Annotated in this window: 15 protein-coding genes; 9 read left to right on the top strand and 6 right to left on the bottom strand. The window is 66.9% G+C overall.

Annotated elements, in window-relative coordinates; genetic code table 11:
- From AC3WS4_RS20560 to AC3WS4_RS20545, 4 genes are all read right to left on the bottom strand, one after another.
- Entirely contained in the window at positions 1 to 3,267 is a 3,267-nt protein-coding gene (locus tag AC3WS4_RS20560) for an error-prone DNA polymerase (RefSeq protein ID WP_492737894.1), read from the bottom strand.
- Positions 3,264 to 4,802, bottom strand: coding sequence for a Y-family DNA polymerase (locus AC3WS4_RS20555; RefSeq protein WP_492737892.1), 1,539 nt, complete (start codon positions 4,800 to 4,802; stop codon positions 3,264 to 3,266). The genes AC3WS4_RS20560 and AC3WS4_RS20555 overlap by 4 nt, the downstream gene beginning before the upstream one ends.
- Entirely contained in the window at positions 4,705 to 5,493 is a 789-nt protein-coding gene (locus AC3WS4_RS20550; RefSeq protein WP_492737890.1) for an ImuA family protein, read from the bottom strand. Before AC3WS4_RS20550 ends, AC3WS4_RS20555 begins: the two co-directional genes overlap by 98 nt.
- A gap of 166 nt (positions 5,494 to 5,659) precedes the next feature.
- Positions 5,660 to 6,547: a LysR family transcriptional regulator gene (locus AC3WS4_RS20545; RefSeq protein WP_492737888.1), complete on the bottom strand. Its 888-nt coding sequence runs from the start codon at positions 6,545 to 6,547 to the stop codon at positions 5,660 to 5,662.
- 95 nt (positions 6,548 to 6,642) lie between these two features.
- On the opposite strand from AC3WS4_RS20545, the gene AC3WS4_RS20540 reads away from it, so the two are divergent.
- The 9 genes from AC3WS4_RS20540 (at position 6,643) to mmsB (ending at position 14,529) form a co-directional block, all read left to right on the top strand.
- Positions 6,643 to 8,136: a CoA-acylating methylmalonate-semialdehyde dehydrogenase gene (locus AC3WS4_RS20540; protein WP_492737886.1), complete on the top strand. Its 1,494-nt coding sequence runs from the start codon at positions 6,643 to 6,645 to the stop codon at positions 8,134 to 8,136.
- Between the two features lie 7 nt (positions 8,137 to 8,143).
- Positions 8,144 to 9,082, top strand: a complete 939-nt coding sequence (locus AC3WS4_RS20535; protein ID WP_492737884.1) for a polysaccharide deacetylase family protein — start codon at positions 8,144 to 8,146, stop codon at positions 9,080 to 9,082.
- A 47-nt stretch (positions 9,083 to 9,129) separates the two neighbouring features.
- Positions 9,130 to 9,672: a hypothetical protein gene (locus tag AC3WS4_RS20530; RefSeq protein WP_492737882.1), complete on the top strand. Its 543-nt coding sequence runs from the start codon at positions 9,130 to 9,132 to the stop codon at positions 9,670 to 9,672.
- 23 nt (positions 9,673 to 9,695) lie between these two features.
- Positions 9,696 to 9,995, top strand: coding sequence for an I78 family peptidase inhibitor (locus AC3WS4_RS20525; RefSeq protein WP_492737880.1), 300 nt, complete (start codon positions 9,696 to 9,698; stop codon positions 9,993 to 9,995).
- A complete protein-coding gene (locus AC3WS4_RS20520) occupies positions 9,955 to 10,392 on the top strand; it encodes a RidA family protein (RefSeq protein ID WP_492742952.1) in 438 nt (145 codons plus the stop codon). Before AC3WS4_RS20525 ends, AC3WS4_RS20520 begins: the two co-directional genes overlap by 41 nt.
- A complete protein-coding gene (locus AC3WS4_RS20515; protein WP_492737876.1) occupies positions 10,389 to 11,534 on the top strand; it encodes an acyl-CoA dehydrogenase family protein in 1,146 nt (381 codons plus the stop codon). Before AC3WS4_RS20520 ends, AC3WS4_RS20515 begins: the two co-directional genes overlap by 4 nt.
- 181 nt (positions 11,535 to 11,715) lie before the next feature.
- Complete coding sequence (locus AC3WS4_RS20510) at positions 11,716 to 12,762, top strand: enoyl-CoA hydratase/isomerase family protein (protein WP_492737874.1); 1,047 nt, start codon at positions 11,716 to 11,718, stop codon at positions 12,760 to 12,762.
- A complete protein-coding gene (locus tag AC3WS4_RS20505; protein ID WP_492737872.1) occupies positions 12,759 to 13,541 on the top strand; it encodes an enoyl-CoA hydratase-related protein in 783 nt (260 codons plus the stop codon). The genes AC3WS4_RS20510 and AC3WS4_RS20505 overlap by 4 nt, the downstream gene beginning before the upstream one ends.
- A gap of 118 nt (positions 13,542 to 13,659) precedes the next feature.
- A complete protein-coding gene (mmsB, locus tag AC3WS4_RS20500) occupies positions 13,660 to 14,529 on the top strand; it encodes a 3-hydroxyisobutyrate dehydrogenase (protein ID WP_492737870.1) in 870 nt (289 codons plus the stop codon).
- 164 nt (positions 14,530 to 14,693) lie between these two features.
- Here the strand turns inward: mmsB and AC3WS4_RS20495 are convergent, their stop codons facing one another.
- Both AC3WS4_RS20495 and AC3WS4_RS20490 read right to left on the bottom strand, forming a co-directional pair.
- The gene (locus AC3WS4_RS20495) at positions 14,694 to 14,930 is read right to left on the bottom strand and encodes a hypothetical protein (RefSeq protein WP_492737868.1); all 237 of its coding nucleotides are present in this window, start codon (positions 14,928 to 14,930) and stop codon (positions 14,694 to 14,696) included.
- Between the two features lie 145 nt (positions 14,931 to 15,075).
- Positions 15,076 to 17,109 (bottom strand): 3-hydroxyacyl-CoA dehydrogenase NAD-binding domain-containing protein, encoded by a 2,034-nt coding sequence (locus tag AC3WS4_RS20490; RefSeq protein ID WP_492737866.1) that lies wholly within the window; start codon positions 17,107 to 17,109, stop codon positions 15,076 to 15,078.
- Positions 17,110 to 17,116: the final 7 nt, after the last annotated feature.

Here is a 17,116-nt window from a genome sequence, read left to right as displayed (position 1 = left end):
TCAATGAAAATCCCGCGATTTGGGCAGGATGCGGACATCGCGCGGATGCCCGTGGCGAAGCCCGCGCGGTTGTTGCGGATGCACGACCTCGTCGGCACGGCATAGCTCGGGCTCGAAGGACCGGTCGCTGCCCAGCGTGTCGAGCAGCGCGGTGCGATCGACGATACGGTTCGCCATCAGATGGACGACGCTCTCCCTGCTCCGCTGCACCTCGCCCGCAACCTCCATCAGCCGCGACGCCATGACGGCACGGCGATAGCGCTCGAACTGGCGCGCCCAGAGCAGGACATTGACGATCCCGCCCTCATCCTCGAGCGTGATGAAGATCGCATTGCCCTTGCCGGGGCGCTGGCGGATCAGCACCACTCCGGCGGTGCGGACCAGCGCGCCATTCTTTGCCGCGCCGACCTGGAGGCAGCTCAAAACCCCTTCGCCGTCGAGACGCTGCCGCAGAAACGCCATCGGATGGCCTTTGAGCGACAGCCGCGTCGTCTGGTAATCGGTCAGCACATGTTCGACGAGCGGGGTGGGGGGCAGCGCGGCGTCCGCCTCGTTGCCGAGCTCGTTCGCTTCGGCGGCGGCGAACAAGGGCAGCACCCCCTGCCGCACCCGCCGGGCATCCCACAGCGCCGGCCGCCGTTCGAGCCCCATCGAATTGCAGGCATCGGCCTCGGCGAGCAGCCGCAGCGCGCGCGATGGCAAGTTCGCACGCCGCGCGAGTTCCTCGACGCTGGCAAACGGCGTCGTGCGGGCGTCGGTGATCTGTTCCGCCCACGCCTCGCGAAATCCGTCGACCTGCCGAAAGCCGAGCCTGAGCGCGAGGCTGCCATCATCGCGCCGTTCGAGGCTGTTGTCCCAGGTGCTGAAATTGACATCGACCGCGCGCACCTCGACCCCATGCTCGCGCGCATCGCGGACGAGCTGGGCGGGGGCGTAGAAACCCATCGGCTGGGCGTTCAAAATCCCGCAGGCGAAGACCGCGGGGTGGTGGCATTTCAGCCAGGACGAGACATAGACGAGCTTGGCGAAAGACTGGGCATGGCTTTCGGGAAAACCATAGCTGCCGAAACCCTCGATCTGCTTGAAACAGCGCGCGGCGAAGTCTGGCTCATAACCGCGGCGGACCATGCCCCCGATCATCTTTTCCTTATATTGATGGATCGTCCCGGCATTGCGGAAGGTTGCCATCGCACGCCGCAGGCCGTTGGCTTCGTCCGGCGTGAATTCGGCGGCGACGATGGCGAGTTTCATCGCCTGTTCCTGAAACAGCGGGACGCCGCATGTCCTGCGAAGCAGATTATACAGTTCCTTGGGGTCGTGCGGCGGCGCAGGCGACGGATAGTCCACCGCTTCTTCGCCGTTGCGGCGCTTCAGATAGGGGTGGACCATATCGCCCTCGATCGGCCCCGGCCGGACGATCGCGACCTGGATGACGAGGTCGTAAAATTCGCGTGGCCGCAGGCGGGGCAGCATGTTGATCTGCGCGCGGCTTTCGACCTGGAATACCCCGATGCTGTCGCCCTCGCACAGCATGTCGTAAACGACCGGGTCTTCGGTCGGGACCGATTTGAGATCATGATCGCCCAGATCGTGCAGCCGCATCAGGTCGAAGCATTTGCGGATGCAGGTCAGCATCCCGAGCGCGAGGACATCGACCTTCATCAGCTTGAGTTCGTCGATGTCGTCCTTGTCCCATTCGATGAAGGTGCGGTCTGCCATCGCCGCATTGTGGATCGGCACCGTCTCGTCGAGCCGATCCTCGGTCAGCACATAGCCGCCGACATGCTGCGACAGGTGGCGGGGGAAGGTCAGCAGCTGCGCGACGACCCATTGCAGCCGCGCGATATCGTCTTGCTCAGGGTCCAGCCCCGCTTCGACGAACCGCTCGATCGGCATCTCACTGCCCCAGCTGCCCCAAGTGGTGTCGGCAAGACGAGCAGTGACATCTTCGCTTAGCCCCAGCGCCTTACCCGCCTCTCGTACCGCGCTGCGCGGGCGATAGTGGATCACCGTCGCGGCGATGCCCGCGCGCCGACGCGTGTAGCGACGGTAAACATATTGCATCACCTCCTCGCGCCGCTCGTGCTCGAAATCGACGTCGATATCGGGCGGCTCGCGCCGTTCTTCGGACAGGAAGCGCGTGAAGAGCAGGTTGTTGGCGATCGGATCGATCGAGGTGATTTCGAGCAGGTAGCAGACGAGCGAATTGGCCGCCGATCCGCGCCCCTGGCACAGGATCGGCGGATCCTGCGTGCGCGCGAATTGCACGATGTCGTGGACGGTCAGGAAATAGCAGGCGAACTTGCATGTGGCGATGAGCGTCAGCTCTTCTTTGAGCACCTCCCGCCAGCGGTCGGGCAGTCCATCGGGATGCAGCTTCGTCGCGGCATTGATCACCATATGCTCGAGCCAGCTTTGCGGCTCCCACCCTTCGGGCACCGGCTCGTGCGGATATTCATATTCAAGGTCGCGGAGCGAAAAGCCGATGCGGTCCAATATATCGATGCTCTCGCCCACCGCTTCGGGACAGTTGCGGAAGAGGCGGCGCATTTCCTTGGGCGATTTCAGGTGACGCTCGCCATTGGCGCGCAGCAGGCGGCCGGCATCGTTCAGGGTCTTGCCCTCGCGAATGCAGGTGACGACATCGTGGAGCGGCCGTTGCTCGCGCGTCGCATAAAGCGCATCGTTGGTCGCGAGCAGCGGAATGCCGATGCGGCTGGCCAAAGCCTCCAACTGGGCGAGGCGTCGCCGATCCGCGCCGCCCTGCGACATCGTCGCGCCGAGCCATAAGGACCCCGGCGCGCGCCTCGCGAGGCGGCGCAGCAGAAATTCATCCTTCTCCGTCCCCATCGCGATCAGCAGCATATCCTCGCAATGGATCAGCAGATCCTTGAACTTGAGTATGCAGCTGCCCTTTTCGGCGCGGCGATTGCCGATGGTGAGCATGCGGGTCAGGCGGCCCCAGCCGTGGCGCGTGGTCGGATAGGCGATGATGTCGGGGGTGCCGTCGTCGAACACCAGCCGGGCGCCGACGACGATCTTGAGCGGCGGAAGTTCGACCCCCTCCTCGGCGGCCTCCTCGCCCAGCTTGCGTAATCCGGTCAGCGCCCGCACCACCCCGGCGACGCTGTTGCGATCGGCGATGCCGATGCCCGGCATGCCGAGCGCAATCGCCTCGGCGACCATGTCAGCGGGGTGCGAGGCGCCGCGTAGGAAGCTGTAATTGGTCGCCGCGACCAGCTCGGCAAAGGCGGGTGTCTCGCTCATGCGAACACCCCGTGGATATACCAGAGCGGATGCTCCTTCTCTTCGTACAGCCCGTGACGGAACAGCCAGAAGCGGCGGCCTTGGGCATCCTCGACGCGGTAATAGTCGCGGGTTAGCCCGGCGTTGTCGCGGCGGCGCCACCATTCGGCGGCGATGCGTTCGGGGCCTTCATAGCGGCGCACCGCGTGGGTCGCCCGTCGCCAGCGGAACTGGTGCGGCGGGCCGTCGGGGACCTCGGCGATCACCTCGATCGGCTGCGGCGGGTCGAACAGGTGGAAGGGCCGCGTCGGCGGCTCGCCGGGCTCGGGCATCTCCCACGGCAGCGGCGGCGGCGCGTCGATCGCGGGCAGCGCGAGCTGCGCCTGTTCGGGGATATGCGTGTCGGCGGCGATCAGGCGCCGGACGCGGACGCGGCCCAGCCGCGTCGTCATCCGGTCGACGAGTTCGTCCATCTTCGCATCGCGCACCGCGCCGCCTTCGAGTTTCAATTGCGTCGCGCCGAGCGCCTCGAGCCGCGGCACCGCGAGGCGGATCATGTCGAAACCGAAGCCGGGGTCGAGCGGGTCGGCGAGGCTGTCCATGCGCTCAGCGAAGAGGCGCATCACCAGCGCTGTGTCGCGCGTCGGGTGGCCGGTCTCGATCTCGATGCTGCGCGCGAGGCCGTCGCTGCGAAAGAAGGTCGCGCGGAAATGGCGCCCGCCCTTGCCGCGCTCGCGCATTTGGGCGGCGGCTTCGTCGAGGAGTTCGGCTAGTATTTTGGTCGCATACGTCGTGCTACCGAGCGGCTCGGCAAAGCGGCGTTCGGTCGCGACGGGGGGCGGGGCGATGCGCGGGGCGAGCGGGCTCGGCGCGTCGCCGAGGATGCGGCGCAGCGCGGTGGCGGCCCCGGCGCCGAAGCGTGCGGCGATATTTGCCATCGGGCGGCTCGCGAGGTCGCCGATCGTCTTGAGTCCCGCGCGCACCAGTGCGGTCGTCGCCTCGGCTTCGAGTTCGAGCGCCGCGACGGGCAGGCGGCGCACCGCCTGATCCTCGTCGGGGGCGGGGCGCGTCTGGTAACGCGCGAGCGCGCGCGCCGCGTCAGCGGTCGGGCCGAGCGCGGGGCGGACACTCATGCCGAGGCGTGACAGACGCATTTCCAGATCGTCGATCAGTTCGGCCTCACCGCCCAGCAGATGCTCGGTCCCGGCGATGTCGAGGATCAGCCCGTCGGGGGCATCGATCGCCACCAAGGGCGTATAGCGGTTGCAGCCGAGCGCGAGCCGGTCGAGCCAGGCGGTGTCGGCGACCGGGTCGTGGGCGATGACCAGCAGGTCGGGCACCCGCGCGCGCGCGTCGGCGAGCGGCATGCCGGGGGCGAGCCCGACCGCCTGCGCTGCGCGGTCGACGCTCGCAAGGCGGAGCGCACCGCGCGCCTTTTCGGCGAAGACGAGCGGGGCGTCAGGCGGCAGCGGCGCCGAGCGAAGCCATCGCTCGGCGGGCAGCCAAGGGAAGAGCAGCGCCAGATAGCGCCGCTTCGCCAAAGGCTTGTTCATCATGATGCCATTCCATTTGCCAGCGTCCGCCGGCGGCGCCGCCGCGCCAGCGCAGCAGTTCGAGGTCGAAGGCGGGAGCGCCCGGCGCATGGGCTTCCAGTTCGCGCGACGGCGCGGCGGCGACGCTCCAGCGCGTTTCGGCGACGCTTGCGCTGGGGACCGCGTTCAGCCGCAGCATCAGCAATGTGGTTCCCGCATCGCGCGCGCCGAGCGCGAGCCGCCGCCCCGCGGTCAGGTCGAGCAGCGGGAATTTGCCCCAGCTTTCGACGATCACCGCCGCCGATCCGGCGCAGCGGATCGCATCATTGGCGCAGGCGAGCAACAATTTGGGATCGGGCGCCTCAATCAGCAGCAGCCGGTCGGGATCGCCGCCAAGTTCGGCGATGCCGGGCGCATAGAGTTGCCCGCCGCGCCGGCCCGCATCGGTGGTGCGCAGCCAGACCAGTGGCGCCGGGCCGGGCAGGCGCAGCGCGAGCAGAGCGGCGAAAGCGGCGGCGCTGGTCGCATCGAGCGCGTCGGCGGCGAAGAATTCATGCACGCGCCCCGTCGCGAGTCCGCCGCCGAGCGCGGCGTCGAAGTCCGCATGACCGCTCGCCAGCCGTCCCGCGATTGGCCCACGCGGCTCGGCCTCGCCGGTGATCCGGGCGAGACGCCGACGCAGGCCGGCGATAGAAGGGTGCGACTCGTGGGGCATCATGTTCCTGATTTGTTCTATTAGCGCTCTCAGAGCTGCTCTTGTCAAGGCGAGTCAGGGTTTGTGATTTCCATCGTCATTGCGAGGAGCCGAAGGCGACGCGGCAATCCAGGGCGTGCGTAAACCGCTCTGGATTGCTTCGCTTCGCTCGCAATGACGAAAGAGGCTAATCCGGAACGAACAACCCCCGGCTCTCGCGCACCTCGCCATCGAGCCAGTCGATGAAGGCGCGGATGCGCGGTTGCGGGGCGACGTCGCGGTGGAGCGCGAGCCAAAAGGCGCGCACGATGACTTGCTCGGGTCGCACCCGCACCAGCGCCGGGTCGTTCGCGGCGAGGAAGCAGGGCAGCACCCCGACCCCGGCGCCGCCCGCGATCATCCGCCTTTGCGCGAGGATGCTCGACGAGCGCACTCCGGCGCGCAGGCCCGGCTCGATCTCGCCCAGATAATCGAGTTCGGGGGCGTAGAGGATGTCGGGGACATAGCCGATCACCGGCACCCCGGCGCGCGACAGCGGGGTCGCGGCGACCGCCGCTTGCCAGTCGGTGCGGTCGGCGGGGGCATAAAGACCGAGGCTGTAGTCTGACAATTTGCGCGTGATCAGCGGGCCTTTTCGCGGCCGCGCGAGCAGCACCGCCATATCGGCCTCACGCCGCGACGGGTTGAGGAAACCCGACGAGGCGACGAGGTCGATCTCGAGCTCGGGATGCGCGGCGACGAAACCCGCGAGGCGCGGCGCGATGAAATTGCCCCCGAACCCTTCGGACACGCTGATCCGCAATTGCCCCGACAGCGCCGCACCGCCGTCGCCGGCCGAGCGGATGCGCGCCGCCGCCGCCGCCATCGCCTCGGCATGCGGGACGAGCGCGCGGCCGGCCGCCGTAAGCAGGAAACCGCCCGGCGCGCGTTCGAACAATGTCTGTTGCAACCCCGCCTCGAGCGCGCTCAGCTGGCGGCTGACCGTCGTAGCGTCGACCTGCAGCGCCGCCCCGGCGCGCGCGAGGGTGCCCTGCTGCGCGACGGTCAGGAAATATTGCAGCTTGTCCCAGTCCATGGCCTGCAAATATGCAGCAATGCCCTGCAAGTCTATCCCTTGCAATCGCGGCGCGCTTGGTCTGTGGAAGGCGCAACATTTTTGGGAGACAGACCATGCGACAGATCGACCATCTTATCGTCGGCGGCGCCGGTGGCAGCAGCCGCCGCAGCCCGATCTTCGACCCCAACAACGGCAATGTGCAGGCCGAGGTCGCTTTGGGTGACGCGGCGCTGCTCGACAAGGCGGTCGCGGCGGCGAAGGCGGCGCAGCCCGGCTGGGCCGCGACCAACCCGCAGCGCCGCGCGCGCGTGATGTTCGAATTCAAGCGCCTCGTCGAAGCGAACATGGACGAACTCGCGCACCTCCTGTCGAGCGAGCATGGCAAGGTGATCGCCGATTCGAAGGGCGACATACAGCGCGGGCTCGAGGTCATCGAATTCTGCTGCGGCATCCCGCATGTGCTGAAGGGCGAATATACGCAGGGCGCGGGTCCGGGCATCGACGTCTATTCGATGCGCCAGCCGATCGGCATCGGCGCGGGCATCACCCCGTTCAACTTCCCCGCGATGATCCCGCTGTGGATGTCCGGCGTCGCGATCGCGACCGGCAACGCCTTCCTGATCAAGCCCAGCGAGCGCGACCCCTCGGTCCCCGTCCGCCTCGCCGAACTCTTCCTCGAGGCCGGGCTGCCCGCGGGCATCTGCCAGGTCGTCCATGGCGACAAGGAAATGGTCGACGCGATCCTCGATCATCCCGACATCGGCGCGGTCAGCTTCGTCGGCTCGTCGGACATCGCGCATTATGTCTACAATCGCGGCGTCGCCAACGGCAAGCGCGTGCAGGCGATGGGCGGCGCGAAGAACCATGGCATCGTCATGCCCGACGCCGACCTCGACCAGGTGGTGAACGACCTCGCCGGCGCCGCCTTCGGCTCGGCGGGCGAGCGCTGCATGGCGCTTCCTGTGGTGGTCCCCGTCGGCGACGAGACCGCCGAGCGGCTGAAGGCCAAGCTGATCCCCGCGATCGAGGCGCTGCGCGTTGGCGTGTCGACCGATGCCGAGGCGCATTACGGCCCGGTGGTGACGCAGGCGCACAAGGAAAAGGTCGAAGGCTGGATCCAGAAATGCGCCGACGAAGGCGCCGAGCTGGTGGTCGACGGCCGGGGTTTTTCGCTGCAGGGGCATGAGAAAGGCTTCTTCATCGGCCCGACCCTGTTCGACCATGTCACCACCGACATGGAATCGTACAAGGAAGAGATTTTCGGCCCGGTGCTGCAGATCGTCCGCGCCCCCGATTTCGAAACCGCGCTGGCGCTGCCCTCGAAGCATCAATATGGCAATGGCGTCGCGATCTTCACCCGCAACGGCCATGCCGCGCGCGAATTCGCGGCGCGGGTCAACGTCGGCATGGTCGGCATCAACGTGCCGATCCCGGTGCCGGTCGCCTATCACAGCTTCGGCGGCTGGAAGCGTTCGGCGTTCGGTGACACCAACCAGCACGGCATGGAAGGCGTGAAATTCTGGACCAAGGTCAAGACGATCACCGCGCGCTGGCCCGACGGATCGCCCGACGGCGGCAATGCTTTCGTCATCCCGACGATGGGCTGACACCGCCTTGTTGCGGCGGCTGTTCCTGCCTCTGCTGATTCTGTTGCTGCTGCCGGTTCCGGCGGCGGCGCAGAAGATGATCGCGCTGTCGTTCGACGACGCGCCGCGCGGGCGCGGGGCTTTCTTCACGTCCGAGGAGCGCACCGCACGCATCATCGCCGAACTGAAAAAAGCCGACGCGCCGCAGGCGGTCTTTTTCGTCAACCCGGCGGCGATCGGGCATGGCGACGGGGTCAATGGCGAGGCGCAGCTCGCCGCCTATGTCGCGGCGGGGCATGTCATCGCCAACCACAGCAACAGCCACCCGCATCTGAACGCGATGAGTGCCGAGGCCTATCTCGCCGACATCGATGCCGCCGAGGTCTGGCTCAAGGGCCGCCCCGGCTATCGCCCCTGGTTCCGCTTCCCCTTCCTTGACGAGGGCGGCAAAGACAAGGTCAAGCGTGACGCGCTGCGTGCGGGGCTCGCGGCGCGCGGCTTGCGCAATGGCTATGTCACCGCCGAATCGTCCGACTGGCATCTCGAATCGCTGGCGATCGCGGCGGCCAAGGCCGGCAAGCCGATCGACCGCGCGGCGCTTGGGAAGCTTTACGTCACCTGGCATGTCGAGGCCGCCGACTATGCCGACGGGTTGATGCAGCAGGTCATCGGGCGCCAGCCGGTGCAGGTGATGCTCCTCCACGAAACCGACTTGGCCGCACTCTATATCGGCGACCTTGTCCGCGCGCTGCGGGGGGCGGGCTGGACCGTGGTCAGCGCCGACACCGCTTATGCCGATCCGATCGGCGCGCTGATGCCCGACACCCCCTCGGCGCAGGGCACGCTGACCGAGGCGCTCGCCTGGCAGGCCGGGCTGCCCGCACCGCGCTGGTATCGCTACAACGACACCGCGCTCGCGACCGCCGAATTCAACAAGCAAGTGCTGCACGAAGGGGGCGGCGAATGAAACCGCTCCCGGCGCCGGCGCATTTCTCCTCGCGAAGGAGAATGACGATGAAAGCCTATCTGCTCCCCCTTGGTGTGTTGATGCTCGCCGCCTGCGGCGATACGGCCGACAAGGCCGCGCCCGAGGAAAAGGCCAGCGTCGCGCCGACCGTTCCCGATGCACCAGCCGAAACTTCGCCCGAAGCTCCGGCGGCGACCACCACGGAAGACTATAAGCCCGATCCGGCGATCAAACCGCCCGCCGCGCTCGAAGCGGGCGTCGGCAGCGGCGACAAGGCGATTCCCGCCGCGATCCAGGGGCGCTGGGCGCTCGACGCGAGCGATTGTCCCAAGCGTCCCGGCACCGACCTCACCGCGCTGGTGATCGACGCCGCGAACCTGCGTTTCCACGAATCGCACGGCGAACTCGCGCGGGTGCGCGAGCGCGGCGCGACCCGCATCGTCGCCGACTATAAATTCAGCGGCGAAGGGATGGACTGGGACCGGCTAATGGTGCTCAGCGTGGCCGACGGCGGCAAGACGCTCGTCCGTCGCGACTATGGTGAGGGTGCCGCAGCGAGCCCGATGCGCTATACGCGCTGCGCCGGATAATGGTTTTCAAAGGGAGACTCACGATGGACATTCGCTTGCTCGCAATCGCCGCCGTCCTGCCGCTTGCCGCCTGTGCGGGCAACGATGCGCCCGTCGAATCGACCCCGCCGCCCGCCGAAGCGGCCTGCAAGGCCGATGCCGCGCAATCCTATGTCGGCCAGATCGCAACCCCCGATCTTGGCGGCGCGATCCTCAAGGCATCGGGCGCGCGCACGCTTCGCTGGGGCCCGCCGCGTTCGGCGATGACGATGGACTACCGCGTCGATCGCGTGAACGTCATGTATGACGACGCGTACAAGATCACGCAGGTCACCTGTGGCTGACGCGTCCCGGCGTAACCACTCTTCGGCGTCCCCGTTCGAACCCGTCTATGGCTACAGCCGTGCGGTTCGGGTGGGGAATCGCATCGACGTCGCCGGCTGCGCGCCGATCGAACCCGACGGCTCGTCGACCTCGGGCGATGCCGGGGCGCAGGCCGCACGCTGCCTGACGATCATCCGCGAGGCATTGGAAGCGCTCGGCGGCTCACCCGCTGATGTCGTGCGCACCCGCATGTATATCACCGACGCCGCCGACGCCGACCTCGTCGGGCGCGCGCATGGCGCGATGTTCGGCGACATCCGCCCCGCATCGACGATGCTCGTCATCCCCGCGCTGATCCGCCCCGAGTGGAAAGTCGAAATCGAAGCCGAAGCCATCCTTATCGAGAAGAGCGCATGACCGACCAGTTCCAGCTTACCGACGATCAGCTCGCCATCCAGGACATGGCGCGCAAGTTTACCGCCGACCGCATCACGCCCTTCGCCGCCGAATGGGACGAAAATAACCATTATCCCGTCGACGTGTGGAAGGCGGCGGGCGAACTCGGTTTCGGCGCGATCTACGTCGCCGAGGAATCGGGCGGCATCGGCCTCGGCCGGATGGAGGCGGCGTTGATCATGGAGGCGATGGCCTATGGCTGCCCCGCGACCAGCGCCTATGTGTCGATCCACAATATGGCGACCTGGATGATCGACCGTTTCGGCGGCGCAGAGGTCAAGGCGCGTTTCCTGCCCGAGCTGGTGAGCATGGAAAAGATCGCCAGCTATTGCCTGACCGAACCGGGGTCGGGGTCCGACGCCGCGGCGCTCAAGACCACGGCGAAACGCGACGGCGACCATTATGTGCTCAACGGCACCAAGCAGTTCATCTCGGGCGCGGGGTATAACGACATCTATGTCTGCATGGTCCGCACCTCGGAGGAAAAGTCGAAGGGGATCAGCTGCCTCGTCATCGAAAAGGACGCGCCGGGCCTGAGCTTCGGTGCCCCCGAGAAAAAGCTCGGCTGGAATGCCTCGCCGACCGCGCAGGTGATTTTCGAGGATTGCCGCGTACCGGTCGAAAATCTCGTTGGTGCCGAGGGCGACGGTTTCCGCTTCGCGATGGCGGGGCTCGACGGCGGCCGCCTCAACATCGGCGCCTGCTCCTTGGGCGGCGCGCAGCGCTGCCTCGACGAGGCGATCGCTTATACCAAGGATCGCCAGCAGTTCGGGTCGCCGATCGCCGATTTCCAGAACACGCAATTCATGCTGGCTGACATGGCGACCGACCTCGAAGCCTCGCGCGCCTTGCTCTATTTCGCGGCGGCAAAGGTCACCGCGAACGCCCCCGACAAATCGCGCTTCTCGGCGATGGCGAAGCGGCTCGCGACCGATAACGGCAGCAAGATCGTCAACGACGCGCTGCAATTGTTCGGCGGTTATGGCTATCTGCGCGATTATCCGATCGAGCGCTTCTGGCGCGACCTGCGTGTCCATTCGATCCTCGAAGGCACCAACCAGGTGATGCGGATGATCGTCGGCCGGGATTTGCTGCGGCAATGATGTTTCCCCTCTCCCGTCGGGAGAGGGTTGCGCAGACTTGCCAGCTTGCTGGCTAGTCGTAGCTGGGTGAGGGGCGGTGCGCCATCGACAGGGCGCAACCCCTCATCCAACTCCGCCTAACCGCTTGCAGCGGCAAGGCTTCGATATCCTTCTCCCAATGGGAGAAGGTTTGTGAGGGTGAATGACCGAAGAAATTCTCATTTCGACCGAAGGCCATACCGGCCGCCTGTCGCTCAACCGCCCCAAGGCGATCCACGCGCTGAACCTCGACATGGTCCACGCCATGACCGCGGCGCTCGTCGCCTGGAAAGACGACCCCGCCGTGCAGGCCGTCATCCTCGACCATAGCGAAGGGCGCGGTTTCTGCGCCGGGGGCGACATCGCCTTCCTGCGCAATTCGGCGCTCACCGACGACGGCGCCTCGGGCCGCCGCTTCTTCCACGACGAGTACCAGCTCAACCACCTGCTCTTCACCTATGCCAAGCCCGTGGTCGTCTTCATGGATGGCATCACCATGGGCGGCGGGGTCGGCATTTCGCTGCCCGCCAAATATCGCGTCGCAACCGAGAATACCCGGCTCGCCATGCCCGAAACGGGGATCGGCCTGTTCCCCGACGTCGGCGGCGGCTGGTATCTCTCGCGGCTCGAAGGCCGCGTCGGTCCCTTCCTCGCGCTCACCGGCGCGCGGCTCGACGGCGCCGAATGCCTCGCGCTCGGCCTCGCGACCCATTATCTCCCGGCGGACAAGCTCGCCGAGGCCAAGGCGCGCATAGCCGAGCACCCCGACCGCATCGGTGGCATCCTCGGCGAATTGTCGACGACCCCGCCAGAGGCGAAAATCGTCGCGCATATCGCCGACATCAACCGCCTGTTCGCCTCCGACCGCCTGGAGGATATCCTCGCCGCGCTCGAAGTCGATCCGGGCGAATGGGCGGCGAAGGAACTCGCGGCGCTGCGCACCAAAAGCCCGCAGACATGCAAGGTCGCGCTGCGCCAGCTGGCAGACAGTCTCGATTTGCCCGATTTCGCCGCCAACATGGCGATGGAATATCGTATCGGCAGCCGCGTCCTGACCCGCCCCGACTTCGCCGAGGGCGTGCGCGCGGTGATCGTCGAGAAAGACAATGCCCCCCAATGGAATCCCGCGACGCCCGAAGGCGTCGGCGACGATCTGATCGCCGCGATCTTCGCGCCGCTCCCCGAACAGGAAGAATGGAAACCGCTATGACCTACGAAACCATCCTCGTTGAACAAAAGGGCGCGGTGACGCTCGTCACGCTGAACCGTCCGCAGGCGCTGAACGCGCTGAACTCGGGCGTGCTCGACGACCTGATCGCGGCCTTCGCGGCGTTCGAAGCCGACGACAGCCAGCGCTGCGCGGTGCTCACCGGCTCGGGCGACAAGGCCTTCGCCGCGGGCGCCGACATCAAGGAAATGGCCGACAAGCCCGCCGCCGATTTCTATCTCGAGGATTTCTTCTCGAAATGGACGAGCGACTTCGTGAAGAAGGTCCGCAAGCCGTGGATCGCCGCGGTCAACGGCTTCGCGCTCGGCGGCGGCTGCGAACTCGCGATGATGGCCGACTTCATCATCGCCAGCGAAAAAGCGAAATTCGGCCAGCCCGAAATCAAGCTCGGCGTTGCGCCGGGCATGGGCGGGTCGCAGCGGCTGACGCGCGCGGTCGGCAAGGCGAAGGCGATGGAAATGTGCCTCACCGGCCGGATGATGGACGGCGCCGAAGCCGAGCGTTCGGGTCTCGTCGCGCGCGTCGTGCCGCACGAGAGCCTCGTCGAGGAAGCGGTGAAGACCGCGACCACGATCGCGGCGATGCCGCCGATGGCCGCGATGGTGAACAAGGACATGGTCAATGCCGCCTATGAGACGACGCTCGACCAGGGACTGATCTACGAACGCCGCCTGTTCCAGATTCTCGCCGCGACCGAGGACAAGGCCGAAGGCATGGCCGCCTTCATCGAGAAGCGCGAAGGCGTGTGGAAGGGGCGGTAGCCCAAGTCCCCCTCCCGCTTGCGGGAGGGGTTAGGGGAGGGCCTGTTTCCTCTCCATCAGTGCAATATTCGGGACAGGCCCTCCCCCGGCCCCTCCCGCAAGCGGGAGGGGAGAGACAATGAAAATCGCATTCATCGGACTCGGCAATATGGGCGGCGGCATGGCTGCCAATCTCGCCAAGGCGGGCCACGAGGTCCGCGCCTTCGACCTCAGCGAGGAAGCGCTCGCCCGCGCGGTCGAGGCAGGCTGCACCCGCGCCGCATCGGCGGCCGAAGCCGTCACCGGCGCCGAGGCGGTCGTGACGATGCTTCCCGCGGGCAAGCATGTCGCGGGCGTCTATGAAGCCGACGTCTTCCCCAACGCCGCGCCGGGCACCTTGCTGCTCGACTGCTCGACGATCGACGTCGCGACCGCGCGCTCGAATATCGAAGCCGCCACCGCCAAGGGCCTCGTCGCGGTCGATGCGCCGGTGTCGGGCGGGATCGCAGCCGCCAATGCGGGCACCCTGACCTTCATGGTCGGCGGCACCGACGAGGGTTTTGCCCGCGCCGAACCGATCCTCGCCAGGATGGGCAAGGCGGTGATCCACGCCGGCAACGCGGGCGCGGGGCAGGGCGCGAAGATCTGCAACAACATGCTCCTCGGCGCCTCGATGATCGCGACCTGCGAGACGCTCGCGCTCGCGCAGAAACTCGGGCTCGATCCGCAGAAATTCTTCGACATCGCCAGCGTGTCGTCGGGGCAATGCTGGTCGCTGACCAGCTATGCGCCGCTCCCCGGCGTCGGGCCGGTGACCCCCGCCGACAATGGCTATGTCGGCGGTTTCGCCGCGGCGCTGATGCTCAAGGACCTTCGCCTCGCGATGGAGGCGGCGGCGAGCGTCGACGCCGACGTCCCGATGGGATCGAAGGCGCGCGAACTCTATGAAGCGTTCGTCGAGGCCGACAAGGACGGCCGCGACTTTTCGGCGATCATCCAGACGCTGTAGGGCTGAGCGATCCGGGCTGACCTTTGCCCCATATTTTCGTCATCCCGGACTTGATCCGGGATCCATTCTTCCAGCGTGGCGGGAATGGACCCCGGATCAAGTCCGGGGTGACGATGGGGGGGGATTGATCCGGCCAACCGGGAACGTCGAGCGGTGACGCGTCCTCAGTAAAAATCCGCCGTCTCGCCGCCGTCCTTGCGGTCGGTGCGATGGACCTGCGTCGGCGCCTTGCGGTCGCCCGTCCGCACCTCCAGCCGTCCGTCGACCCGCCGCACCTCGGCCGGCGCGACGATCCGCGCGCGCGCGATGCCGGTCGCGCTCGCCTGCGGCGTCGCCACGGGCGGCGGCGCGGCAGCCGTTCCGGCGAGCAGCAGGGCGGCAAGGACGGACATGGGGGTCATGCTCTGCCCTAACGGCAGATGCTGCCAGTGCCTTAACCCTGAATCGCAGCAATTTGTTCGGGAGTGCGGCGGAAGCGGGGCAAGGAAAAGGCCGCCCGTCCCGCGATGGAACAGGCGGCCCTTTCATCCTTGCCGAAGCGGGACTTTAGAAGCCCGACCTCGCCTCGGCCTTTTCCTTGAGCAAAGGCGCCACCGCGAAACCATGCTTCTCAAGCGCCGCGACGATCTTGTCGGTGCCTTCCAGCCCCGCCCAGAACATCGGGCCGCCGCGATAGACCGGCCAGCCATAGCCATAGATCCACACGACATCGATGTCCGACGCGCGCTGCGCCTTGCCTTCGGCGAGGATCAGCGCACCTTCGTTGACCATCGGGTACAGCGTGCGCTCGATGATTTCCTGATCGCTGATCTCGCGCTTCGCCTTGTTCGAGTGCTGGCGGAAGTCCTCGATGATCTCGGCCACCTCGGCGCTCGGGGTCGGGTTGCGCTTCTCGTCATAGTCGTAGAAGCCCTTGCCGGTCTTCTGCCCCCAGCGGCCCTTGGCGGCGAGCGCGTCGCGGATCGATTCGATGCGCGTCGGGTCGCGGTGCCACCCGATGTCGACGCCGGCGAGGTCGCTCATCTGGAACGGCCCCATCGGCATGCCGAATTCGACATGCACCTTGTCGATCTGCTGCGGCGTCGCACCTTCCATCAGCAGGTTCATCGCTTCGACCTGGCGCGGCTTGAGCATGCGGTTGCCGATGAAGCCGTCGCACACGCCCGCAACCACCGCGACCTTGCCGATCTTCTTGCCGATCGCCATCGCCGTCGCCAGCGCGTCGGGCGCGGTCTTGTCGCCGCGCACCACTTCGAGCAGCTTCATGACGTTGGCGGGCGAGAAGAAATGCATGCCGAGCACGTCGCCGGGGCGGCTCGTCGCGGTCGCGATCTCGTCGATGTCGAGGTAGCTGGTGTTCGACGCGAGAATCGCGCCCGGCTTGGCGATCGTATCGAGCTTCGCGAAGATTTCCTTCTTCACGTCCATATTCTCATAGACCGCCTCGATGATCAGGTCGCAGTCGGCGAGATCGTCGAGGTTGAGCGTCGGGGTCAATATGCCCATCATTTGCTCGACCTGCTCGGGCTTGAAGCGACCCTTGGCAGCCGAAGCCTCGTAATTCTTGCGGATGACCCCGGTGCCGCGGTCGAGCGCTTCCTGCTGCATCTCGACGATGGTGACGGGGATTCCCTTCTGGAGGAAGTTCATCGAAATCCCGCCGCCCATCGTGCCCGCGCCGATCACGCCGACCTTCTTGACGTCGCGCAGCGCGGTGTCCTTGGGCAGGTCGTCGATCTTCGCGGCCTGGCGTTCGGCGAAGAAGATGTGGCGCTGCGCCGCCGACTGGCTGCCGAACATCAGCTTGGTGAATTCCTGGCGCTCGAAGGCGAGGCCCTCGTCGAACGGCAGCCGCGTCGCGGCCTCCACACAGGCGAGGTTCGCATAGGGCGCGTCGAACCCGCGCCATTTTTTGGCGTTGGCGGTCTTGAGCTGTTCGATGATCGCGACGTCGCCGAACACGGCGCGTTCGCGCGTCGGGCGCGGGCCGTCGGCGATCTTGGTACGCGCAAAGGCGATCGCGTCGGCGGCGAGGCTGTCCTCGCCCGCGAGCGCGTCGACGAGGCCGAGTTCCTTCGCCTTGGCGGCAGGCAGCGGATCGCCGGACGACACCATCGTCGCGGCGGCTTCGACGCCGACGACCCGCGGCAAGCGCTGGGTGCCGCCGGCGCCGGGCAGCAGGCCGAGCTTGACCTCGGGCACCCCGAGCTTCGCCGAAGGGACGGCGACGCGATAATGACAGACGAGCGCGGTCTCTAACCCGCCACCGAGCGCGGTGCCGTGGATCGCGGCGACGACCGGCTTGGTCGCCTGTTCGATGCTGTTGAGCACCGCGTTGAAATCGGGACCGCGCGGCGCCTTGCCGAATTCGCTGATGTCGGCGCCGGCGATGAAGGTGCTGCCGTCGCAGCGCAGCACGATCGCCTCGACGCTGTCGTCGGCGAGCGCGGTCGCGAAGTGATTGGCGAGGCCCTCGCGGACGTGCCAGCTCAGCGCGTTGACCGGCGGGTTGTTGACGATGACGACGGCGACATTGCCGTCTTTCTCCAGCGTGACGCTGTTCGGGGTTTCTTCGGACATTTCAGGC

It is taken from the genome of Sphingopyxis sp. EU05-FHT14B03 (assembly GCF_058790875.1).
This window is presented reverse-complemented; position numbering and strand designations above follow the sequence as displayed.